Below are 22,514 nucleotides of genomic sequence, written 5' to 3' on the forward strand. Positions count from 1 at the left end.
CTCCGATCAGCGTTTGTCCCGGGTGCGATCCTGGGTTCCGATGGGCGCCCACCCGCGGCGCACCGGCCGAATCTGCCCGGGCTCTTGATCTCTGGACCGGTAGACGATGTAGGGCCGGAACAGGTAGTGCAGAGGTGCGGTGAAGGCGTGCACCAGCCGGGTGAAGGGCCACACGACGAACAAAATCATGCCCACGAGGGTGTGAATGTGGAAGGAGAACGGAGCTGCGGCCATGGCCGCGATATCTGGTTGCAGAATGAAAAGCGAACGAAACCAGGGCGACACGGTTTCACGGTAGTTGTGGCCATGCTCGCCGCTGAAAACGCTAGCGAGGGTGGTCCAGAGCCCCAGGACGATCGCGGCGGTCAACACGATGTACATCATCTTGTCGTTGGTGGTCGTGGCCATGAAGACCGGCCCGGTTTTGCGGCGCCGATAGATCAGGATCACAATGCCACCGAGAGTGCAGACCCCCGCAACGCCGCCGACCAGCAGAGCGTTGAGGTGATAGAAGTCCTGGCTCATCCCGAAAAAGAGTGTCCAGGACATCGGGATCACCAGGCCGAAGAAATGCCCGGCGATGACGGCGAGGAACCCGAAATGAAATATTGGCGATCCAATGCGCAGGAGCCGGGATTCGTAGAGCTGGGACGAGCGGGTGGTCCAACCGAATTGGTCGTAACGGTAGCGCCAGATAGTTCCACTGATCAGGATCGCCACCATCACATAGGGGAGAATTCCCCAGAGCAGCACGTCCCACATCACGAGCTCGCGTTCAAAGGAAGCAGGCGCGGGTCGTACGGTTCAAGTCCGACACTTTCGGCGGGGGGGCCGACGCCGGCCATGGCTTGCACGGCCTGCCGGTCGGCGGGCGAGGGGCCTGGAAGTGTGGCGCAAATGCCGTCCATCACGGTGGCGTACGGCGACCCGTGCTCCGTGAGTGAAAGCCGGAGCATTTCGACGCTGGGCCGGTACTGGATGAGCAGGTCCCGGCCTGCTACTGGGCTGGCCACAGCCGCGAACTCGAGCACCAGCGGCAAGAAGTCGGGCAACTCACCGTGCGTATTGGTCAGATAGTCGCTCCCCCGGTACACCTGCTTGAACGCAGCCAGCACGTCGCCCCTGCGCCGGGTGTCGCCATCCGTCCAATAGGACAGATAGAGCGGATGATGCTTACTGAGGTCGAACGTCTCAACGTAGGAGCGCTGGAGGGTGCCGATCGCGGTGTTCTCAAGGTACGCGATGACCGCGGTGAGATCAGGTGCTGCCGGGCCCTGTTCGGCCAGTGCGGACCGCATCAACTCGCACCTTCCCACGAGTTGAGCGTCCGGATACGACAGGCACCACGAGGCAGCCTGGTAGAAGACCCGCTGCGCCAGGCTATGAGCTGCAGCCCGGTCACGCCTCACAGCGCACCGCCATCCGTCGGTGGGCGCAAATCAGCCGGTGACGGCGGTGCAGCGCGCGGCTGGTCGCGTTTCTCGGAGAAAGAACCCACGGGGCTTCCGTTGCCGTCCCAGTTGAGGAGGTTTACGCGGCCCCGGAGCGACTGCTCGCCGGCGGGAGTGTCGGAAGTCTGCCGATCTTTGAGCGCGTAGAAGTTCTCCACGGCGACGGGCGTCGGTCGACCACTCGCCTCCCCGAACGGCGAGTCTTCGTACATGCCCGGCCCGCCCTCGAAATCGACCGAGCAGCCCATCTCCTCCAGGTCATGCGCCTGCTCGACGTGCGCCTTGGGGATAACGTAGCGCTCGTCGTACTTTGCGATCGCCATCAGCCTGTACATTTCATACATGTTGCCTGGCGTCATCCCCACAGCCGCGGGGATCGACGGGTCAGGTTTTTGTCCCATCGTGATGCCGCGCATGTAGGCGCGCATCGCCGCGAGTTTGCGCAAAACCTCGGTGATCTTGTCGGTGTCGCCAGCGGTAAAAAGTTCGGCGAGGTACTCGACGGGAATGCGCAGCGCGTCGATGGCGCCAAAGAGGTTGCCGTTGTCTTCGGCATCGTGGCCCTGTTCGCTCAGGAGATCGACAATGGGAGACAGCGGGGGCACGTACCAGACCATGGGCATCGTGCGATACTCCGGGTGCAGCGGTAACGCCACCTTGTACACCTTCGCGAGAGCGTACACGGGCGATTTCCGTGCGGCGTCCAGCCAATCGCTGGGAATGCCTTGGTCGAGGGCGGCAGCGGCCACTTCGGGGTCGTTCGGGTCGAGGAGCACGTCCATCTGCGATTCGTACAGGTCGGTGACATCCGTCACCGCTGCGGCGTCGGTGACGCGGTCGGCGTCATAGAGGAACAAGCCGAGATAGCGGAGGCGCCCGACACACGTTTCGGAGCAGACTGTGGGGAGGCCAATTTCCACCCGCGGATAACAGAAGGTGCACTTCTCGGCTTTGCCGGTTTTGTGGTTGAAGTAGATCTTCTTGTACGGGCAGCCGGTGATGCACTGGCGCCAGCCGCGGCACTTGTCCTGATCGACGAGCACAATGCCGTCTTCCACGCGCTTGTAGATGGCACCGGATGGACACGATGCCATGCAGGAAGGGTTGAGGCAGTGCTCACAGATCCGCGGAAGGTAGAACATAAAAGTTTGTTCAAAGGCGAACTTAATCTTGTCCTCCGACTCCCTCCGCACCTTCTCCACGATGGGGTCAAGGTGACCCATCTCAGGGGCGCCGCCGAGGTCGTCGTCCCAGTTCGCCGACCAACTGATTTTGGTGTCCTCGCCCGTGATCAAGGATTTCGGGCGGGCCACTGGGAAGTCGTCTCCCAGCGGTGCGTCGATCAGTGTTTTATAGTCATAGGTCCAGGGCTCGTAATAATCCTTCAACTCGGGCTGCACGGGGCTTGCGAAGATTCCGAAAAGCTTCTTCAGGCGTCCGCCCCCCTTCAGCACAAGTCGGCCCTTCTTGTTTAGCTGCCAACCGCCCTTCCACTGTTCCTGGTCCTCGTAGCGACGCGGGTACCCCTGCCCCGGCCGGGTTTCCACGTTGTTGAACCAGACATATTCGGTTCCGGCGCGATTCGTCCACGCCTGTTTGCAGGTCACCGAGCAGGTGTGGCACCCGATGCATTTGTCGAGGTTCATCACCATGCCCATTTGAGCCATCACGCGCATCAGTACCGCACCTCCTGGGAACGCTTTCGGATTGTGGTGACCATGTCACGCTGGTTCCCGGTTGGGCCCAGATAGTTGAAGGCGTACGACAGCTGCGCATACCCGCCAATTAGGTGGGTGGGTTTGACGAGCAGGCGGGTGGGCGAGTTGTGAATTCCGCCCCGGCGGCCCGTCGCCTCCGACTTGGGTACATCGATTGTGCGCTCTTGCGCGTGGTAAACGTAAACGACTCCCGCGGGCATCCGATGGCTGACCACGGCGCGGCACACGTACACGCCGTTGAAGTTGACACACTCGATCCAGTCATTGTCAGAGACCGAGATGGCCGCCGCATCCATGGGGCTAATCCAAGCCGTCGGTCCTCCCCTCGATAGAGACAGCATAAAAAGGTTGTCCTGATATTCTGAGTGGATCGACCACTTCGAGTGCGGAGTCAGATAGCGCACTGTGATCTCGGTTGTTCCGTTCGGGCCAAACCGAGGTTCGCCAAACAGGCGCTGCATATCCAGCGGTGGTCGGTAAATCGGGAGGGCCTCCCCGAGGTCGCGCATCCAGTCGTGGTCGAGGAAGAAGTGCATCCGGCCGGTGAGGGTGTGCCAGGGTTTCAGCCGCTCGACGTTGATCGTGAACGGGGAATACCGACGCCCACCAGTCTCCGACCCGGACCACTCAGGCGAAGTGATGACAGGGACGGGCCCCGCTTGCGTCTGCGCAAAGGTCACCCGCTTCTCTTCGGATCCCTCGGCAAGGTCGACGAGCTTCATGCCGGTCTGCTCTTCCAGTTCGCGAAACCCCTGCACGGCCAGTTCGCCATTGGTGGTGCCGGAAAAGCTCAGGATGGCCTGGGCGAACTTCGCATCGGTATCGATGGCCGGGCGGCCGTTCCCCGCACCACCGAGCATCACCCCGTTGCTTCGGGCGAGCCGCTCGATCTCGTGCCCCATCCGATAGGTGATGTTCTTCACGGTGAAACCGCGTTCCTCCGCGAGGGGTCCAACCGTGGCTAGCTTCTCCGCGATAGCGGTGTAGTCCCGTTCGACGATCGAGAAGACAGGCATATTCTGACCGGGGACCGCCGGTATATCGGTGTTCCGCCAGTCGCGCACCACTCCACCCGGCTGCGCTATCTCCCCCGGCGTATCGTGTTGCAGCGGCACACTGACCAGGTCCCGTCGGGTGCCGAGGTGCGTCACCGCCTGCCGGGAAAACTCCTCGGCGAGCAGTCGAAACGTGTCAAAGTCGGTTTTCGCCTCCCACGGTGGGTCGATTGCGGGGCTGAAGGCGTGCACGAAGGGGTGCATGTCGGTAGAGGAAAGGTCGTGTTTTTCGTACCAAGTTGCAGCCGGAAAGACGATGTCCGACAACAGTGTGGTTGACGTCATCCGGAAATCAGCTGAGACGAGCAGGTCCAGTTTTCCTTCCGGAGCCTCGTCGTGCCATTTCACATCACGCGGTCGGGCAGCGTTCATGTGGTCGGCACCCATCACGTTGTTGTGAGTGCCGAGAAGGTTGCGCAAAAAGTACTCGTTGCCCTTGGCAGATGAGCCGAAAAGGTTGGAGCGCCAGAGCACCAGGGTGCGCGGCCAATTTTCGGGAGCGTCGATATCGTCGATGGCGGGGGTCAGCCGCCTGCTTTTGAGGGCATCGGCGATCCAGGTGGGGGCGTCGGGCGCCTCCCCCGCATCCACCGCCGCTTGCGCCTCATCGGCGAGGTCAAGCGGGTTGCGGTCGAACTGAGGGTAGAACGGCATCCAACCGAGCCTGTTCGACTGCGCGATCGTGTCCGCGGTGTGCATACCGTCGAAGTGCCCATCAGCGAGAGGGGACTTGAGCGAGTCGGCCGAGTACCCATCTGAGCGCCATTGGTCGGTGTGCATGTACCAATACCCGGTACCGATCATGGTGCGCGGCGGTCGACTCCAGTCCAGAGCGTTAGCGAGAGAAATCCATCCCGTGATCGGACGGGTTTTCTCTTGGCCGACGTAATGCGCCCATCCGCCGCCGTTTCGCCCCATACATCCGGTGAGCATCACGAGCGAGAGAACCGCACGGTAGGTGGCGTCACCGTGGAACCACTGGCAGATACCGGCCCCCATAATGATCATGGACCGCCCCTTCGATTCCTCAGCGTTGCGGGCAAATTCTCGCGCCACCCGGATGCACGCGGCGGCCGGCACGCTCGTGATCTCCTCCTGCCAGGCCGGCGTGTACGGCGTCGACGCGTCGTCGTAGTCGGTCGCCCAGTCGCCCGGCAGTCCTGGACGCCCAACCCCGTATTGAGCGAGCATCAGGTCGAACACCGTGGTTACCAGGTGCCCGGCCACTCGCCGGACGGGAACGCCGCGAGTCACGATCGACCCCTCCCCGGAGGGTGCCTCGAAGCAGGGCATCCGGATCTCAGCGGTCTCCGGGGGCTGGCCTGAGACGGACTCGTCGAGAAGGCTCAACGCCGGGTCGACACCCTCGAGGTCGAGGTTCCACTTGCCCTTACCCGCTTCACCGTACCGGTAGCCGATGGAACCATTGGGCACCACGGGAGCGCCAGTGGCTGAGTCAAGCAAGACCGTTTTAAACGCAGCATCCGGAATATGCGCCTTGTCGGGCAAGTCAGCCGCCATCAAAAATTTCGTGGGCACCAGCCCACCGCCAGCGTGCTCCTCGAGCCGGACAAGGAAGGGCAGATCTGTGTAGCGGCGCACATAGCCGCTGAAATAGGGCACCTGCCGGTCGACGAAGAATTCCTTGAGCATCACGTGCCCCATCGCCATCGCAAGCGCCGCGTCAGTGCCGGCCTGGGCGGGCAGCCACTCGTCGGCGAACTTCGTATTGTCGGCATAGTCGGGGCTGATCGCGACCACCTTTGTGCCGCGATACCGCACCTCCGCCATAAAGTGCGCGTCAGGCGTGCGCGTCACGGGAACGTTTGATCCCCACATCATCAGATAGGTGGAATCCCACCAGTCACCTGATTCAGGCACGTCTGTCTGGTCGCCGAACACCTGCGGAGAGGCCACGGGAAGGTCGGCATACCAGTCGTAAAAAGACGTCATCACCCCGCCGATGAGCTGGATGAACCGGTTACCCGCCGCGTGCGACACCATAGACATGGCCGGGATCGGGGAGAACCCGGAACACCGATCCGGACCGTACTTCTTGATCGTGTGGACGTGGGCGGCGGCGGCGATTTCGATCGCCTCCTGCCACGGAATCCGGACGAGCCCGCCCTTCCCTCGCGCTTGCTGGTAGCAACGACGTCGTTCAGGGTCGTCCACAACGTCGGCCCAAGCGAGCACGGGGTCCTGGAGACGAACCTTCGCCTCACGGTACATTTCGACGAGAACTCCACGGGCGTACGGATACCGCACCCGCGTGGGTGAGTAGGTGTACCAACTGAACGCCGCACCACGGGGGCACCCCCGCGGCTCGTACTCCGGACTGTCGGGGCCCACCGACGGGTAATCCGTCTGCTGCGACTCCCAAGTGATAATGCCGTCCCGAACGTAAACCTTCCACGAACACGACCCCGTGCAGTTCACCCCGTGGGTGGAACGCACCACCTTGTCATGGCTCCACCGGTCGCGGTAGAACACATCGCCCTTGCGCCCGCCTTCACGGAACACTGCGCGCCCATCATCTGTTTGGTCCCACCGAGTGAAAAAACGGCCTAGCGCCAACATGGTGTCCGACGCTTTTCCGTCCAAACCGGCAGGCACTGGAGCAGCTGCCATGGGGAGATTCTATATATCGCCCTTGCAGTCCGCTAGTGGTGCCCGTGAACGCGGATGATCAACACCTAACACGAGACTGTCATCCTGGGAAACAGGGTTGAACCGGGTTTCTCAAAAACACCTCACTTCTTAATCCAGGACGCCATGGATAGTAGAGCTAAGTGTTCGCACTGACGTCGGTTGAGAAGACGTACTTCAGCAGCGTCCGCAAGGAAGTGCGCCGTGCGTGGAGGGCTGCGGCTCGCCAGGCAATTCGTTTCGGCGTCCGACGGTTTTAAGCTGCCCCTTCCGCGGAGCGGTGATGGTGACACGGTTTGCCTCTGTGCTCATCAGCTCAGCGTTCTCCCAGCGAACCCCTATTGTCTCTATTGCACATTTCGATTGCCTCCAACGAACCGCCCCGATTAAGAGGAGAGACCATGCCCTTCATCACCGCCCCGGATCACAACGGTCCCGACGTCGAACTGCACTACGAAGACGTCGGAGCCGGTAAGCCCGTCGTACTGATCCACGGTTGGCCCCTGAGTAGTAGGTCCTGGGAGGGGCAGGTACCCGCACTGGTCGAGGCCGGCTACCGGGTCATCACTTTTGACCGTCGCGGGTTCGGCCAGTCGTCACAGCCTTGGGATGGGTACGACTACAACACGTTCGCCGCCGACCTGAAGGCCGTGATCGATACCCTCGATCTGCGGGAGGTCACCCTCGTCGGATTCTCGATGGGCGGTGGAGAGCTCGCTCGATACGTCAGTACCTATGGCACCGCCCGCATCGCCAAGCTCGTCTTCGCCAGCGCCGTGCCGCCTTACCTCTGGAAATCGGATGACAACCCTGACGGGGGCGTCGACGCCGATTTGGCTCAATGGTTCCACGACGGCTTGACCGGAGACCGGCCGGCGTTCCTGCACGAATTTTTGCAGATGTTCTTCACCGCCGGCAAGCCGTCCCCGGTCAACACTCCAAAGGTTAGCTCCGAGCAGATTGCCTATAATCTCGACATCGCTCAACTGGCATCGCCGAAGGGGACGCTCGACTGCGTAACCGCATTCTCCACTACCGACTTCCGCGACGACCTTACGAAAATCACGGTGCCGACTCTGGTCATCCACGGTGACTCCGACACCATCGTGCCATTCGAGGTGAGTGGCAAACGTACTCACGAGGCCATTGCCGGCAGCAAACTCGTCGTGATCACAGACGCCCCGCACGGGGTCACCGTTTCGCACAAGGACGAATGGAACCAGCACGTACTCGCATTCCTCGCGAAATAGCCAACCGCGTAAGGACCTCGCCGACGGGGTTACGTACCCTTTAAGCAGGATTATTTCGCCTTGTGATAGGTCGTAGCCATGCATGAATAGCCCGACACTAAAGTCTTGTCCCGGGCTTTCTTATCCGCGTCCTTCCGAGCCAGAGCGGCCGCGTCGGCCTCCAATGCAGCGCGCGCCTCGGCAAGTTTCACCAGGCGGGACTCCCGCCGCGCGAGCTCCGGCGGCAACTCATCGCCGCGTTTGTCTTTCCCGAACCGCGCATTCTCGGCAACGCCGATCGCGTCCGCGTCAGCCAGCAGCGCGGAGACTTCAGCGGCGAGGACCTTCTGCTTCTCTGTCAACCGACCGTGACTCATCGCCTTGCGCAGGGACGCGTTCGCGCACACCTTCGTGCCGTCCAACGCGACCTGCCCGAGCGACACCATCCCGGCAGTGCGGCCGAGTTCCAACGCCTGCAAGAACACGTTCCCCAAGCTGGAGAGGTGGCGTTTCCGGAACTGGGCAATGGAACGAAAATCTGGGGCCTGCTGCGCGGCCAACCAGCGAAACGCGACCATATCCACGCGGACCCGTGCCAGCTCCCGCGATGACCGGATCCCGACGCAATACCCGTAGAGCAGGACACGCACCATCAGCCGGGGGTCATACGGCGGCTGTCCCTTCGCCTTTGCATACGACGCGTAAACCTTCGTCAGGTCGAGCTGGGTTTCGACGATATCCGCGATGAAGGGAGAGAGGTGATTCTGCGGCAACCACTCAACCAGCGATGTGGCACCAACATCACCGCCGCCGGCTCGAACACTCAAAACCGTTTATTCACATTAGCGCCAGCCTCAACACCGTCATCCACGACCAGGTCAACATGCTCAAGCTTCGTCCCGGGAAACAGACCATCCGAATCGCTCACAAGTAGTTTTCCAAACCCCATACCAAAGCCCGGGAACGCGACCGGCGTTTTAAACACTGCTACGACTGGCCCACGCTCCTAAGGCTTGTCGCTGACCCCGTTGCCGAGTCCGGGGACTCCCCCGCGCTACCCCGACTGCTCGCCGAACTGAAGGTTTCCGTGTTGCCTTCCAAGGATGCCCAGACCGGGTCCGCGCGGACAAGGCGTACCCGTGCCGGGTCATCTGCACCCAACTATGCAACCGCAGCATCCCTCGCGGTCACCAAGCCCGACGACCAGATTGGACACGCGTTGTGCCGAGGATCCCGCGGCAGGCGCCCGCCACGATTGGACAGCGATTATTGCGCCACCCCTGTGGCGCTGCGCGCGCTTCCCGTATAGGTCACCGCGGTGGCGTTGGTCGTCTCTACGCTTCGGTCAGACGGTGTCGGCGCAGAACCGCCCATGTTCCGCGTCGCTGGCCGCGCTGAGCCCGCAGTCAGAGCCATTGCCGTCACCCGCGCAGAGGTTGTGCGGCCAGCACCCAGCTGGCCGCACAACTCCTCGGTTCAGTGGATGGTGATGTTGCCGCCCCTGAGGGCCACCGGCGTCGAACCCGTGGTGAAGACCACGGTACCGGAGGGGTTCTTGATCACGACCTTGATCGTGTCGCCCTTCTTCCCCCCTGAGGCCCCGTTGTCCACGACCGACACCTGGAAGGTGTAGCCCGCGATGCCGTTCCACTTCCCGCCGCCGGTCCACGTCGCCGTGTTCCCTGAGACGACCAGGCTGATCGCGGTGTTGCCGTGGAACTTGGCCTTGTCGGCCTTGGCGCGCAACTGGAACTGTCCCTTGAAGCCGGTGGCTTCGGGGATCACGTTGAACCCGAATGACGTACGGCCCGTCGAGATGGATGTCCAACCGCCACCGGTCACCTTGGCCCCGGCGGCCTGGACGGTGACCAGCGTGTCGGCAGCAGTCGCAGATCCCAGGTAGTAGTCGTTGCCAGCGAACTCGGCCTTGACCGCGTACACGCCCGAGGCGAGCGGCACGGTGATGCTGGCCACTCCGCTGGCGTTGGTCGTCGCGGAGAACGTCTGCGTCACCATGTTCGAGTCGGTCACGGTAAAGACGACCGTCTTGTTCGACAGGTCACCGAGAGTCGAGTCAAGCTCACCCAGAGTGGCGGACAACGTCGTGCTGGCCATCGTGGCAATCAACGTCTCGCCGTTGTAGGCCAAGGTGGAGTCCTCCTTCGCCACCGTCACGGAGTCGGTGTCGGACGAGGCTGCAAATCCTGCATCGCCTGCGAACGAGGTTGTCACCTGGTACGCCCCGGGGGGCTGCGACACGGCGATCGAACCGCTGGCCGTTCCGGCGGCGCCGGTTGAGCCCGCGGTCGACTGCGTCCCCAGGGTGAACGTCAGGTCCTTGCCGCTCACGGCGGCATCGGGATCGGCCGTTGTGTCGGTCAAGACGCCGGACAGTCCGATTGGGTCGGAGTACTGGACTGTCGTGGACCCGGTGTAGGCGGTGTTTGCCGCCGCTGGCCCGGAGACCACGCAGTCAGGGTCGGCACCGTCAACGAGCCCATCTCCGTCGTTGTCGACCGAGTCGTTGCAGATCTCCGGCTTCGTGGTGGTGATCCCGCTGGCGCTGAGCACGACCCAGCTGTCGAGGATAGTGTCGCTTCCGTCCGCGATGGCCAGCTTCATTGTGTTGGTCTCGCCGTTGTTGACGGCAGACTCGCATACCAGTCCAACGGTGAGTCCGTCGGCCTGCGTGTCTATCGTTGGCGTTCCATCGCTCAGATCGTTGTTCCGGTACAGCTGTGGGCGTACTGGGTCGGTGCCCAGCGGTTTGCCGCCATTGATTGTGTTGATCGACACCGGGACGTCATCCACCGTCGCGCAGTTCTGGCCGTTGACGAAAAAGGCGAAGGTGTCGTTGAACGAACTGTTCGAGAACTCGTTGTACTCCTCAGAGGCGAAGACGTAACTCACGTACACCGTCGCCGCGTTGGGGACGAAGTCGAAGGTCAGCACCGAGGCGTCGAATGTCTGGAATCCGGCCAGCGTCGTGAGGTCAGTGTCTCCCGCGCCCCCGAAGGTGGTGGTGGTGCCGTCTGCGTCGTTCGGGCCGACGATGGATGCCACCTCGCCCGACGACAGGATGACACCCGAGTCGAAGCCGAAGACGGTGGGATCGGTCTCGGCGAAGGTCCCCGCCGCCCGTTCGTCTCCGGTGTAGGTGACGTTGCTGACGGACACGCCCTCGCCCGCCAGCGCCTGCGCCAGTTCGAGCGGGGTCTGTGGGCCGGTGAGGTTCGCAGTGGTGGTGGCGGCGTTGGCTGGTCCCGTTCCCAGGACCAACATCGATGCCGCGAGCGCAATCGCTACCGCGCCTGAAATTAGCCTTGATTTCACGATCGTGCTCCCTCGTCTCGGTTGTTGCCGCGGGCGTTCTCGAGGCAGTGCTCCTTCGCCCGTGGCAGGGGGTCATCTCCCTTTTTCGGGAGCTAGTTTCGGCTCCCTTTTGGGGAGGTGACCTTCCGTAAATTAGGCCTACCTCCCAACCATGGCTAGGAGCGTGGGTCAGTAACGGCAAAGTTTAAAACGCCGGTTGATTTGCCGGGCTTGGCGTGTTGGTCTGGGAAAATTGCTTATGAGCGATTTAGGAGGTCTGTTTCCTGCGGCTGAACTTGAGCACGTTGATCCGGTCGTTGATGACGGTGTTGAGGCTGGTGCTGGAGTGAACAAGAGGTTTCGGGCGTTCGAGCCGGCTTGCGTCGTATGCGAAGTCGAAGGGGCAGCCGCCGTATGACCCCAGGTTGATGGTGCTTGTCCTGCTCTACGGGTATCGCGTCGGGGTTCGATCGTCGCGGGAGTTGTAACGGGTCTTCGTGGACGTGGTCGCGTTTCGGTGTTTGGCCGCGCAGCAGGCACCAGATTTTCGTTTGATCGCCCGGTTTAGGAAACGGCACCTCTCCGGCCTGGACAACGTGTTCTTGCACTCGTTGGAACTGTGCCGTGCGGCCGGGATGGTGTCGCTCGGGCAGGTCGCGTTGGACGGCACGAAAGTGCGCGCGAACGCGTCCAGACGCAAGGCCATGAGTTACGCCCTGGTGACAGAGAAGCAGAAAGTCCTCGCCGACGACGTCTCCGCCCTCCTGGCCGACGCGGACGCGATCGATGGGGCTGAGGATGCCCGGTTCGGGAAGGATAAACGCGGCGACGAACTGCCGCCCGAGCTCGCCAGGCGGGAGTCGCGTCTGGTGAAACTGGCGGAAACGCGCGCCGCGTTGGAGGCCGACGCGGCCGCTCGGGCACGGCAAGACGCGGAGAAGAAAGCTCGGGAGGAGGACGACGATGACGACACTGCCCTGCAGAAGGGTGAGGCGGCGGCGAAGAACGCGGTCGTCGCTCCGAAGGCTCAACGCAACTTCACCGGCCCGGACGCACGGATCATGAAGACCGTCGACGGGTCCTTTCACTATGCCTACAACGCACAAGCCATCGTGGACGGGGAACATCAAGTCATCGTCGCGACGACGCTGACGGATATTGCTGTGGATGTGGAACAGGTCGTTCCACTGATCGAGAAACTCCATGCCACGGTAGGTGTCCTGCGCCAGCAGATCCTCGCAGATGCGGGGTATTGCTTAGCAGCGAATCTGGACTACGCCAAGACCGTCGAGGCGGCCAGCGGCGGCCGGACCGAGTTTTTCATCGCGACCGGCCGGGTCAAGCACGGTGAACGTTTTCCGGAGGTTCCCCGCGGATGGATCCCCGCCAATGCGACGTTGCGGGAGCGGATGGGCCGGAAATTGAAGACGAAGAAGGGCCGCGCCGTTTACACACGGCGCAAAGCGATCGTTGAGCCCCTATTCGGGCAGCTCCACACCCGGTAAGGAAAATTTGTACTGCTGCGCGGGTTGGAACAGGCAGCCCACGAGTGGGACTTGATCGCTGACTGCCACAACCTGATGAAGCTACACACCCTGCAAGCCAAGGTCCGCTTGGCCGCGCACAACGCCCTGACAGCCCGCCCAGCAACCCAAAAACCCGGCGGATCCGCCCTGACGGGGGCAGCGACCCCGGCTTGCGCCGTCAGTGCGCTCGTGGCCCCGTTTTCGATCGGCACAAGGACAAAAGCACAGCCACAGTCCCTGACGATTGCGCCGGCAAAGTCCCACCCAACAGACGATATCGACCGCCATTTCGTGCAATCAACATCATTCGCCGGGGTCAAAGGCGGTCAGGACGGCGGCAACAGGTAGCCGCGCAGGAACTCATCGAATGCGGCGGGCATGTCGACGCTCCCGTCGAGAAGCCACTGCTGCTGGAGCCCGTCCATCACGGCAGTGATGAGACGCGAGGCATGCCGCACGTCGAGGTCGGTGCGCACGAGGCCGTCGCGCTGTGCCTCGGAGAGCACGCGCTCGGTGTCGGCGGCCGTCGCCGCGTACCGTTCGACGAAGTACTCGTGCACCGGATACTCATAGTCCGTGGCCTCGGCGGAGATGACCGTGTATAGCGATGTCAGCCCGCGCGTGGTCTGGTTGTAGGCGACGACCTTGCGCATCTGCTCGAGAAGTGTGATCTCGCTAACATCGCCGACGGCAGCGCGCACGCGCTCGTCGCGCTGTCTCAACACCTCCGTGAACAGGTCTTCCTTCGAGGCGAAGTGGTGCAGCACCCCCGCGGGGGTCAGCTGGACGCGCTTGGCGATCTCACGCAGTGAGCCGCTGTGGAAGCCGCTCTTACCGAACACGAGAAGCGCGGCATCCAGGATTTCCTGACGTCGGGCTTGGCCCTTGGGGTAGCTGCCGCGCTTGCGGTCCTGAGTGTCCGTCATAGAAGAAACCTATCGTATGTAAGGTTTTTGGGCTAGGGTCGAAACTCAACGAGGGGCTTCACCCCTCTGCGGCCGTTACGAGCAGTCGCAACTCTGCCATACGGCAGGAGTCGAACCAATGGAGGCACGACATGAATCGATGGGGATCAATCGCGGCAATGGGCCTGGTGGGGGTTATCGCCCTGACCGGCTGTGGCCGTGCCGAAGGCGGGAGTACCGCCACGAGCGGCGCCGCAATCGACGACAAGCCGGCAACGGGCGAAGTCACGTTCTGGGCGATGGGCAACGAGGGCGAAGTACTCGACCAGCTCGCGACCAAGTTCGAGGACGAGAATCCGGATGTCACGATCAACGTCACTGCGGTGCCGTGGGATTCCGCGCACGACCGCATCGCCACGTCGATCGCCGGCGGCGAGACCCCGGACATCTCGATGCTCGGCACGACCTGGGTCGGCGAGTTCGCTGCAACCGGTGCTCTCGAGCCCACCCCGGAAGGCCTCGTCGACGAGGCATCCTTCTTCGAGGGCTCTTGGAGCACCGCGGTCGTCGACGACGTCGCCTACGGTGTGCCGTGGTACGTCGACTCGCGTGTTCTCTACTATCGCACCGACCTCGCCGAGGCCGCCGGCGTCGAGGCGCCCACCACGTGGGACGAGTACAAGGCCTTTGCCCTGGCGCTCAAGGGCGGCGGCGCCACGTCGGGCGTCTCCCTTCCGCCCGGCGGATTCGACTCCTGGCAGTACGTTGCCCCTCTCGCCTGGCAGGCCGGCGGCGATATCCTGAACGAGGATGGCACCGAGTTCACGTTCGACACCCCAGAGTGGGCCGAGGCGTTCGAGTTCTACAAGAGCTTCTTCGACGAGGGCGCCTCCGAGGCGGTTCGCCTCGAGGGCGGCGAGATCGAACAGAAGTTCATCGACGGATCGGTCGGCTCGTTCTTCAGCGGCCCGTTCCACGTCGGACTGCTCCGTGAGCAGGGCGGCCCGGACTTCGCCGACAAGTTCGCCGTCGCCCAGGTTCCCGGAGCCGACACCCGCACGAGCTTCACGGGAGGCGGCAACCTCACCGTCTTCGGCGACAGCGAGAACCGTGACGCGTCGTGGAAGTTCGTGCGCTGGCTCAGCCAGCCCGAGACGCAGCTCGAGTGGTACGACATCTCCACCGACCTCCCCTCGGTGCAGGCCGCGTTCGAGGATCCGATCTTCACCGACGACCCCTACCTGAGCGTGTTCGCCGCGCAGCTCGCCGACTCGAAGGCGCCGCCCGCGATCCCGACCTGGGCCCAGGTGTCTGCCGTCATTGACCAGGAGCTCGAGAAGGTCACGCGCGGTGACCAGACCGTCGACGCCGCCCTCAAGACGATCCAGCAGCAGGCGGACACGATCGGCACCGGCAACTAGCCATGGCCGTCTTCGCACCAGAGACCGGGCGGGCGCCCTCACCGCGTCCGCCCGCGCCGCCTGCGCCGACGGCGCTTCGACGCTCGCCCGGTCGGCGCAAGATGACCTGGATCGCGTGGGGCTTTGCCGCCCCTTTCATGATCCTGTTCGTGGTCTTCATGGCCGGCCCGATCTTCGCGTCCTTCGTGATGAGCTTCACCGACCTCACGACCCGCGACCTTCGATCGCCGTTCAACGTGAACTTCATCGGCCTCGAGAACTACCTAAACCTCTTTCAGGACCCCCGGTTTCTCAAGGCCCTCTCCAACACCGCGGTCTTTGTGATTGTGGGCGTCCCGCTCACGATCGTTCTCGCCCTGCTCGTGGCCCTCGCCCTCAACAACGGCATCAACAAGTTCCGCACCGTGTTCCGCGTGGGCTACTACGCCCCCGTCGTCACGAGCATCGTGGCGATCGCGATCGTCTGGAAGTTCATCCTCCAGCCGGACGGGTTGCTCAACGGGTTTCTCTCGATCTTCGGAGTCTCCGGCCCCAACTGGCTCGAAGACACCACGTTCGCCCTCCCATCGCTCATTGCCATGGCGATCTGGCGCAACATCGGAACCCTCATGGTGATCTTCCTCGCCGGGCTCCAGGGCGTGGGGCAGGAGCAGCTCGAGGCAGCCATGATGGACGGCGCCGGTCCGGTTCAGCGATTCTTCAACGTCGTCGTGCCTGCCCTGCGACCGACCCTGCTGTTCGCGGCGGTCATCACCGGCATCGGGTTCCTGCAGTTCTTTGAGGAGCCCTTCGTGATGACCCGCGGCGGGCCGCTCGACGCGACCCTCTCGACCGCGATGTACACGTTCAACCAGTTCGGATTCGGCAACTACTCCTATGCCTCCGCAGCCAGTTACGTGCTGTTCCTCGGCATCGTTGTCCTGTCGCTCGTGCAGTTCCGATTCCTCCGACAGAAGGACTGACCATGATGAGACGCAAACCGAGATGGTGGCTCTACATCGTGCTCGTCACGGGATTCGTCGCGATGATTTTCCCGTTTATCTGGATGCTACTCGGCTCGTTCAAGACGAACGCCGAGATCCGCAGCGCCCCACTGAACTTCTTCCCGGAGAACCCGACGCTCGAGAACTACGTGCAGCTCTTCGGGCGGCTCGACTTCACGACCTACTTCACCAACAGCGTTGTCGTCGCGGTCTTCGTGACGCTTGGCAACATCGTGTTCTCGTCAATGCTGGGCTACGCGCTCGCGAAGCTTGAGTTCGCCGGCAAGAAGGTGCTGTTCGGTCTTGTGCTCGGCACGCTCATGGTGCCGGGCGTCGTGACCTTCGTGCCGCTGTTCGTGCTCACCTCGAACCTCGGCCTCGTGAACTCGTACCCCGGCCTCATCCTGCCGTTCCTGATCACGCCGCTCGGCGTGTTCCTGATGCGGCAGTTCATCCTGAGCCTTCCCGACGACATTATCGAGGCCGCCAGGATCGACGGTGCCAGTGAGTGGCGGATCTTCCTCCGGGTGATCATGCCGCTGTGCGGACCGGCCGTCGCAACCCTTGCGATCCTGACCTTCCTGGGCAGCTGGAACAACTTCCTCTGGCCGCTCGTTGTCGCCACGAGCGAGGACAAGTACACGCTTCCGGTCGCCCTCGCGCTCTATTCGGTCGGCCAGAACGCCTCGCAGTACGGCCTGATGATGGCGGGCGCCGTCGTGGTCGTAGTGCCCGTGCTCGCAATCTTCATCGCCCTGCAGCGCTACTTCGTTCAGGGCATCGCCCTGACCGGGATCAAATAGTAAGGAACACAATGACTTTTCCCAACGGATTTCTGTGGGGTGCCGCCACTGCGCCGCACCAGGTCGAGGGCAACAACACTTCCAGCGACTGGTGGCTGCGCGAGCACGGGCAGCTGCCGAGCCCGCATCCGGTCGAGTCGCCGAGTGGCGATGCCGCGGACAGCTACCACCGCTACCCGGAGGACATGCGCCTGCTCGCCGAGGCCGGGCTCACGAGCTACCGGTTCGGCATCGAGTGGGCCAGGATCGAGCCAGAGGAAGGCTTCGTCTCCCGGGCGCAGCTCGACCACTACCGCCGGATGATCGACACGGCGCTCGGCCTCGGACTCACGCCCATGGTCACACTGCACCACTTCACCAACCCCGCGTGGCTCGCGCGGGACGGCGACTGGCGCAACCCCGCGGTCGTCGACCGGTTCGCGCGTTTCGTCGAGTCGGCTCTGCCGATCCTCTCCGACGTCGACCTCGTCTGCACGATCAACGAGCCGAACATGGTCGCCATCATGGCGAACTCGCGCGAGGCGTTCCCGCACGTCGGCCTCCGGGCCGGCGACCCCGTCGTCACCGAGAACCTCATCGCCGGACACACGCGCGCGGTCAACATCCTGCGCGGCGCCGGCAAACGCGCCGGGTGGTCGGTCGCGACGCAGGCCTACCAGCCCGAGCCGGGCGCCGAGCAGGCGGCCGACGACTACGGATACTCGCGCGAAGACGTCTTCATGGACGCAGCGCGCGGTGACGACTGGATCGGCATCCAGGCCTATACACGCACGAAAATCGGCGCGAACGGGCCGATCGCGATTCCGGCTGCTGCGGAGCGCACCCTCACCGGTTGGGAGTACTACCCCGGAGCGATCGAATTCGGCATCCGCCGCTCCTGGCAGCGCAACGGTGGCGTACCGATCTACGTGACGGAGAACGGCATCGCGACCGCCGACGACGCGCGCCGCATCGACTACACGACGGGAGCGCTCGAGGGGATTCTGAGTGCCATCGCGGACGGCATCGACGTGCGCGGCTACCTGCACTGGAGCGCGCTCGACAATTACGAGTGGGGCAGCTACGCGCCCACCTTCGGGCTCATCGGCTGGGACGCCGAGACGTTCGAGCGCCACCCCAAGCCAAGCCTGGCGTGGCTCGGAGAGGTCGCCCGGGCCGGGCGGCTCTCAACCTCAACACCGTTCAGTTAAGCGTTCTCGTGTTGCGTTGTGGTTATGCGCGTACAGGGTGGGTGAAGCCGGTCTCCGACCGTCGGTTGCCGGATGTTTTGTCGGTTAGTTTGTTGACCCGGGTGTTCCCGGCTGATGTCATCGACGAGGTGGTCCAGGCCGCGGGGCGGACTGTGCAGCGAAACCGGTCGTTGTCGGCGCGGGTGATGACGTATTTTTTAATCGGGATGGGCTTGTATGCCGAAGAGTCCTACGAGGACGTGTTTGCTCAGCTCACGGATGGGCTGTCGTGGTCGTCTGGTTGGTCCGAGGCGTATGCGCCGCCGTCGAAGTCCGCCATCTTTCAGGCGCGTCAGCGGCTGGGGTTTGAACCGGTTCGGGACCTGTTTGCCCGTGTCGCACAGCCGCCGGCAGGTCCTGACACGCCGGGGTCATGATTGGCTGGATGGCGTTTGATGTCCATCGACGCGACGATTCTGGATCTGGCGGACAGCGTGGTGAATGCTGAGTTCTTTGGTCGCCCACCCGTCAGTCGCGGGGAGCAATCTGCTTTCCCGCAGGCACGGTTGGTGGCGTTGGCTGAGTGCGGAACGCATGCCAGTCTGGACGCGGTGATGGGCCCGTGCACGGCGTCGGAAGAGCTTGCCAAGTGGTTTGTGTAAGTGTTTCGGAATTGGTTGAGGTGTGGGTTGCTGGGTCTGGGTGGGCCAGGGCGAGCTGGTTGAGGGCGAGCTTCCAATTCGTGGTGATTTTGGCCTTCGACGAGGCGGCCTTCGGCCTTGCGTTTGGTCGTGCGGTTGCCTCCTCGTTCTTTGGCTCGGTCGCGGGCGCGTTTGTCTTCGATGTTGCAGATCGCCAGCCAGAGCATCTTGATCGCGGCCTCATCGTTGGGGAAGTTACCGCGGTTCTTCGTCACCTTCCGCAGCTGGTAGTTCAACGACTCAATGCTGTTAGTCCTGTAAATCACGCGTCTCAAATCGGGTGGAAGCGCGAGGAACGGAGTGAAGCGTTCCCACGCGTCCTCGAACGTTTTCACCGCTGCCGGGTACCGCATGCCCCGGGGTGATGACGCGGACGACGAAGCAGATCTCGCGCCCTACTTCATGCAATACGCCATGGACGAGATGCGAATCGTCATGACACCGAGGCTGCTCCGCCTACGACGCCTAGTGATCGGAGAGGTCAGCCGCTTCCCCGAACTGGCCCGAGCCCTATTCGAAAACGGTCCGCAACGATCGATCCAGTCATTGGCCATCGTCATCTCCAAGCTCGTACAGCGCGGACTCCTGAGCGCACCGAGCCCAGCAGTAGCAGCCACGACCCTGAATTGGCTGGTACTCGCCGCGCCGGTCAACGAAGCCATGCTCCTGGGCGACGACGCCATCCCGACTACCACCGCCATGAAGGCCCATGCAGCGGAGGCCACGCGTGTATTTCTCACCGCCTACGACAGCGATACCGCCGCTTAGCTTTGCGACTCACACACTTGTTCGGGGGTCTGTCGGACTGGTCTCCCGGCTGCTAGACAAAACCCGTATGGATGGTCGCCTGGGCGAATTGACGTGGGGCCACATGGGGCATGGTCCTAGAGACTGGAACCCGCCGGGATATTGGGACGCACCGAGGGCCGCCACATCGTCGATGAGCAGCTCGTCGAGGATGTCAGCGCGGGTGTGGGTGGCGCCCTTCCGTGGGTTCGCGCCGATGCTCCCGATCATGGCTTTGATGACGTCGCCGCCCTCTTCATTGGCCTTCGCGATCCGACCCCAGCGTCCGGCGGTATAGGCCGCGCCGACACCTGCAAATACCTGTCCCGCGGGCGGAAGGGCGAACGAACCGATGCTCGTGATCGTTCCCGCGACACCATCGGCGAGAGCCCACCTGTCGTCTGAGCTGACGTCGCCGTCCAACATCCCGTTGACGCCGGTAGCCATGTTGAGAACGCCCACACCGACCCCGAGAACCGAGAACACCGAAGCCCTTGCCGATCCGCGCTGTCTCCCGGCGAGATGCTGAACAGATACTGCAGCTCGTGCACCCAGAAACCGATGTCATCCACATTCGGGGACGCCGGCGTCGCGGGTAACGAAGACGTGGGGGTCATCGTTTCGGTATCGGTCATGTTCATCCTCTCCCGTGGAAAGTCGTACGGTCACGCATTCATTGCGATGTGGACATATGGCGGACGCCGCGAAGTATCGACGAGATGACGTCCCTCGTCGCTGGCGGGTACCAGTCCCCGGCGATGATCGACAGCAGACCCGTCTCTCCACGGTACGTGCCGTTGTTGCGCAGCAGGTCGATGACCGCCCCGATTCGGGGATCCGACACCGTTGCTGGCAGGGTCCGCGCCCGCGCCAGAACGGACTTGCGCTCGAGGAACACAGACTCGTCAGCGATCTCGAGTCGATCACGTCCGGTCGGATAGCCGCCGGTTTCGCGTACGACCCCGCGCTCGACGAGTGCCACATAGAGGTGGGGCACCACGGCGACAGTCACCGGCTGAAGCACCTTGTAGGCGAATGGGGGTCGTCGCCGAGCAGATACCGCTGCAAGGGCGTCATCCAACATGGCGGACCCGGTCGGCGAGTCGTCGACGACCACGAGGCGGGCGTTGTCAGCGGGCTCGGTTAGAAATCCGGCCTTCGGGTCTGTCAGGATGCGTCCTTCGAGCGCGAGTTCGATCAAAGCGCCGGCGCCCGGCATGATCTGGTCGGGTTCGAGCTGTCCCGGCCTCTGCTGGAGCATCAGCTGGATGTCTTCGGCGATGCTCGGCATCGACGTGGTGGCGTCTGTCATGGTCCTATTCTTTCAGGCCGACGGGGCAAGGTCACCATGGCCACGCATCCTCGACGAAGTCGCCTACTGCTTCGGCGCCATCAGAGACGGCATTTCCGACGTCCGATGCGACATCGGATACGACCCCCGCCGTCGCCTGTCCGAAGTCGCCGATCTTGTCGATCTCCCGATTTGCCGAATCGGGGAGGAGTCCCCAGCGGGAATGTCGCTGCTCAAGGTCGATGAGCTGCTGACTCTTTCTCCAGCGGACGGCCGAGGCTCATGGTTTGGCCCGGCGCCGGTAGATCGTGGGGCCCGTGTCTCCGAACTCCTGGAGGGAGTTCGATAGATCGAGGAGGTTCTCCAGCGACAGGCTGAGCCGGTCGAGTTTTTGTCACGACGAGCGGATCGCCGGTCCGGTTCGCTGAGCGAGCGCCTTGTGGCCTTGCCCACGGTTAGTGGATACGGGGTTACGCGGCTTTAGCGAAGACCGCGTTCTGGTTTGAGTATTGCAGTTCGAAGTCGATGGGGCTGATCTGGCCGAGGGATGTGTGCCGGCGGCGCCGGTTGTAGCGGTCTTCGATCCAGGCGCCGACTTCCCGGGATACCTTGTTGTTGCTGGGCTAGACGCGTCGGTGGTAGAACTCGGTCTGGAGCGTGGCGAAGAAACTTTCCGCCATCGCGTTATCCCAGCAGACCCCGGTATAGCCCATCGACCGGGTGATGCGGTGCGCTTTAGCGAACGCGGTGATCTGCGCTGACGCGTATTTGGTGCCGCAATCGGAAAGAAAGATCACCTGCTCGGGCCGCTCACCGCAGAGCGCCATGGCCATGACCAGGGCGTCCTGGATGAGGTCGGTTCGCATGTGGTCGGCGATGGCCCAGCCGATCACGCGGCGCGAGTGCGCGTCGATCACGGTGGCTAAATCAGCCACCCTTCCCAGGTCCTCAGGTGGGTGATATCGCCCACCAGACCTGGTTCAGAGCCCCGGTATCCCACTGCCGTTTGACGGCGTCGACCGGATAGGCGTCCTCGGTTTGGCTGACCGTGGTGGTGCGCCAGCGTTTGGGGCTGATGCTCACCAACCCAGGCGGCGCATGGTGCTGGCCACGGTCGCGCGCCGAGTTGCCCCTAACGTGGCGACAGCTTGCGAAGGGCACCGGCCTTATGCGCGGCTTCGGCATCCGTTTTCTCAGATTTCACGATAAATGCAGGGTCATCTTTCGAGGCGTGGAACGTTTTGCCCGCGAAGTCAAAATCGCTCGTCTTCTTCTCGATTACCTCCCCCTGAGTTCGCCCCTGAGACGTCGCCCAACTGACCCGGTCGCCTGTGCTGAAGTCTGTCATCCTTGAAGCATACGGACGGAGACGGACCTGGGCTAGATGTTGTTCCCACTGACGTTGTGAGCACGGTCGATGGGTGATTTGCCGCCGATGCCGGTATGGGGTCTGTGGTGATTGTAGCTATGGATCCAGTCTTGGTAGGTGGCTGCTCGGGCGGCGTCTGAGTTGTA

At 62.9% G+C, this 22,514-nt stretch carries 20 protein-coding genes and 2 pseudogenes; 8 read left to right on the plus strand and 14 right to left on the minus strand.

Going from position 1 to position 22,514, the window contains the following annotated elements:
* Nucleotides 1–6: 6 nt before the first annotated feature.
* Genes narI through E3O28_RS00770 form a run of 4 tightly spaced genes read right to left on the minus strand, consistent with a single transcriptional unit; the run spans nt 7 to nt 6,804 of the window.
* The gene (narI, locus tag E3O28_RS00755) at nt 7–762 is read right to left on the minus strand and encodes a respiratory nitrate reductase subunit gamma (protein WP_104101842.1); all 756 of its coding nucleotides are present in this window, start codon (nt 760–762) and stop codon (nt 7–9) included.
* The gene (narJ, locus tag E3O28_RS00760; protein WP_104171073.1) at nt 762–1,409 is read right to left on the minus strand and encodes a nitrate reductase molybdenum cofactor assembly chaperone; all 648 of its coding nucleotides are present in this window, start codon (nt 1,407–1,409) and stop codon (nt 762–764) included. Before narJ ends, narI begins: the two co-directional genes overlap by 1 nt.
* A complete protein-coding gene (gene narH / locus E3O28_RS00765; RefSeq protein ID WP_104101839.1) occupies nt 1,406–3,127 on the minus strand; it encodes a nitrate reductase subunit beta in 1,722 nt (573 codons plus the stop codon). The genes narJ and narH overlap by 4 nt, the downstream gene beginning before the upstream one ends.
* Nucleotides 3,127–6,804, minus strand: coding sequence for a nitrate reductase subunit alpha (locus tag E3O28_RS00770; RefSeq protein WP_241972952.1), 3,678 nt, complete (start codon nt 6,802–6,804; stop codon nt 3,127–3,129). Before E3O28_RS00770 ends, narH begins: the two co-directional genes overlap by 1 nt.
* Nucleotides 6,805–7,274: 470 nt before the next feature.
* Between E3O28_RS00770 and E3O28_RS00775 the strand changes: the two genes are divergently transcribed.
* The gene (locus E3O28_RS00775; RefSeq protein ID WP_104101834.1) at nt 7,275–8,123 is read left to right on the plus strand and encodes an alpha/beta hydrolase; all 849 of its coding nucleotides are present in this window, start codon (nt 7,275–7,277) and stop codon (nt 8,121–8,123) included.
* Nucleotides 8,124–8,173: 50 nt separating this feature from the next.
* Here the strand turns inward: E3O28_RS00775 and E3O28_RS00780 are convergent, their stop codons facing one another.
* Together E3O28_RS00780 and E3O28_RS00785 are read right to left on the minus strand one after the other, a co-directional pair.
* A complete protein-coding gene (locus E3O28_RS00780; RefSeq protein ID WP_104101831.1) occupies nt 8,174–8,929 on the minus strand; it encodes a transposase in 756 nt (251 codons plus the stop codon).
* Between the two features lie 649 nt (nt 8,930–9,578).
* The gene (locus E3O28_RS00785) at nt 9,579–11,384 is read right to left on the minus strand and encodes a choice-of-anchor L domain-containing protein (protein ID WP_134415011.1); all 1,806 of its coding nucleotides are present in this window, start codon (nt 11,382–11,384) and stop codon (nt 9,579–9,581) included.
* A 527-nt stretch (nt 11,385–11,911) separates the two neighbouring features.
* Between E3O28_RS00785 and E3O28_RS00795 the strand changes: the two genes are divergently transcribed.
* The gene (locus E3O28_RS00795; RefSeq protein WP_134415012.1) at nt 11,912–12,919 is read left to right on the plus strand and encodes a transposase; all 1,008 of its coding nucleotides are present in this window, start codon (nt 11,912–11,914) and stop codon (nt 12,917–12,919) included.
* A 347-nt stretch (nt 12,920–13,266) separates the two neighbouring features.
* On the opposite strand, the gene E3O28_RS00800 is transcribed toward E3O28_RS00795, so the two are convergent.
* On the minus strand, nt 13,267–13,866 hold the full coding sequence (locus tag E3O28_RS00800) for a TetR/AcrR family transcriptional regulator (RefSeq protein ID WP_104101824.1): 600 nt from the start codon (nt 13,864–13,866) through the stop codon (nt 13,267–13,269).
* Between the two features lie 131 nt (nt 13,867–13,997).
* Between E3O28_RS00800 and E3O28_RS00805 the strand changes: the two genes are divergently transcribed.
* The 5 genes and pseudogenes from E3O28_RS00805 to E3O28_RS00825 form a co-directional block, all read left to right on the plus strand.
* Nucleotides 13,998–15,266, plus strand: coding sequence for a sugar ABC transporter substrate-binding protein (locus E3O28_RS00805; protein ID WP_241972950.1), 1,269 nt, complete (start codon nt 13,998–14,000; stop codon nt 15,264–15,266).
* Between the two features lie 101 nt (nt 15,267–15,367).
* On the plus strand, nt 15,368–16,228 hold the full coding sequence (locus E3O28_RS00810) for a sugar ABC transporter permease (RefSeq protein WP_233191454.1): 861 nt from the start codon (nt 15,368–15,370) through the stop codon (nt 16,226–16,228).
* 5 nt (nt 16,229–16,233) lie between these two features.
* Nucleotides 16,234–17,052 carry a carbohydrate ABC transporter permease gene (locus E3O28_RS00815; RefSeq protein WP_104102212.1) on the plus strand — a complete coding sequence of 273 codons (819 nt, stop codon included), beginning with the start codon at nt 16,234–16,236 and terminating at the stop codon, nt 17,050–17,052.
* An 11-nt stretch (nt 17,053–17,063) separates the two neighbouring features.
* Entirely contained in the window at nt 17,064–18,242 is a 1,179-nt protein-coding gene (locus E3O28_RS00820) for a family 1 glycosylhydrolase (protein WP_104101813.1), read from the plus strand.
* Nucleotides 18,243–18,253: 11 nt separating this feature from the next.
* Nucleotides 18,254–18,820 (plus strand): annotated as a pseudogene (locus E3O28_RS00825) (transposase domain-containing protein); the annotation flags it as partial.
* A 97-nt stretch (nt 18,821–18,917) separates the two neighbouring features.
* Here E3O28_RS00825 and E3O28_RS00830 read toward each other — a convergent pair.
* Nucleotides 18,918–19,272 (minus strand): annotated as a pseudogene (locus tag E3O28_RS00830) (transposase); the annotation flags it as partial.
* Between the two features lie 64 nt (nt 19,273–19,336).
* Between E3O28_RS00830 and E3O28_RS00835 the strand changes: the two are divergent.
* Entirely contained in the window at nt 19,337–19,690 is a 354-nt protein-coding gene (locus E3O28_RS00835; RefSeq protein ID WP_255409037.1) for a TetR/AcrR family transcriptional regulator C-terminal domain-containing protein, read from the plus strand.
* 9 nt (nt 19,691–19,699) lie between these two features.
* Here E3O28_RS00835 and E3O28_RS00840 read toward each other — a convergent pair whose 3' ends face one another.
* The 6 genes from E3O28_RS00840 to E3O28_RS00860 all read right to left on the minus strand — a co-directional run.
* Nucleotides 19,700–20,155, minus strand: a complete 456-nt coding sequence (locus E3O28_RS00840) for a MazG-like family protein (RefSeq protein WP_134415015.1) — start codon at nt 20,153–20,155, stop codon at nt 19,700–19,702.
* Between the two features lie 226 nt (nt 20,156–20,381).
* Nucleotides 20,382–21,020, minus strand: a complete 639-nt coding sequence (locus tag E3O28_RS00845; RefSeq protein WP_134415016.1) for a GPP34 family phosphoprotein — start codon at nt 21,018–21,020, stop codon at nt 20,382–20,384.
* A gap of 602 nt (nt 21,021–21,622) precedes the next feature.
* Entirely contained in the window at nt 21,623–21,934 is a 312-nt protein-coding gene (locus E3O28_RS00850; protein ID WP_166784689.1) for a DDE-type integrase/transposase/recombinase, read from the minus strand.
* Nucleotides 21,935–21,947: 13 nt separating this feature from the next.
* A complete protein-coding gene (locus E3O28_RS17160) occupies nt 21,948–22,082 on the minus strand; it encodes a hypothetical protein (RefSeq protein WP_255570364.1) in 135 nt (44 codons plus the stop codon).
* A gap of 49 nt (nt 22,083–22,131) precedes the next feature.
* Nucleotides 22,132–22,347, minus strand: coding sequence for a DUF2945 domain-containing protein (locus tag E3O28_RS00855; RefSeq protein ID WP_104101798.1), 216 nt, complete (start codon nt 22,345–22,347; stop codon nt 22,132–22,134).
* Nucleotides 22,348–22,379: 32 nt separating this feature from the next.
* A partial coding sequence (locus tag E3O28_RS00860; protein WP_166784690.1) for an integrase core domain-containing protein occupies nt 22,380–22,514 on the minus strand: 135 nt, incomplete at its 5' end.

The organism is Cryobacterium sp. TMT2-14 (assembly GCF_004402465.1).
In the GTDB taxonomy this organism is placed as follows: domain Bacteria; phylum Actinomycetota; class Actinomycetes; order Actinomycetales; family Microbacteriaceae; genus Cryobacterium; species Cryobacterium sandaracinum.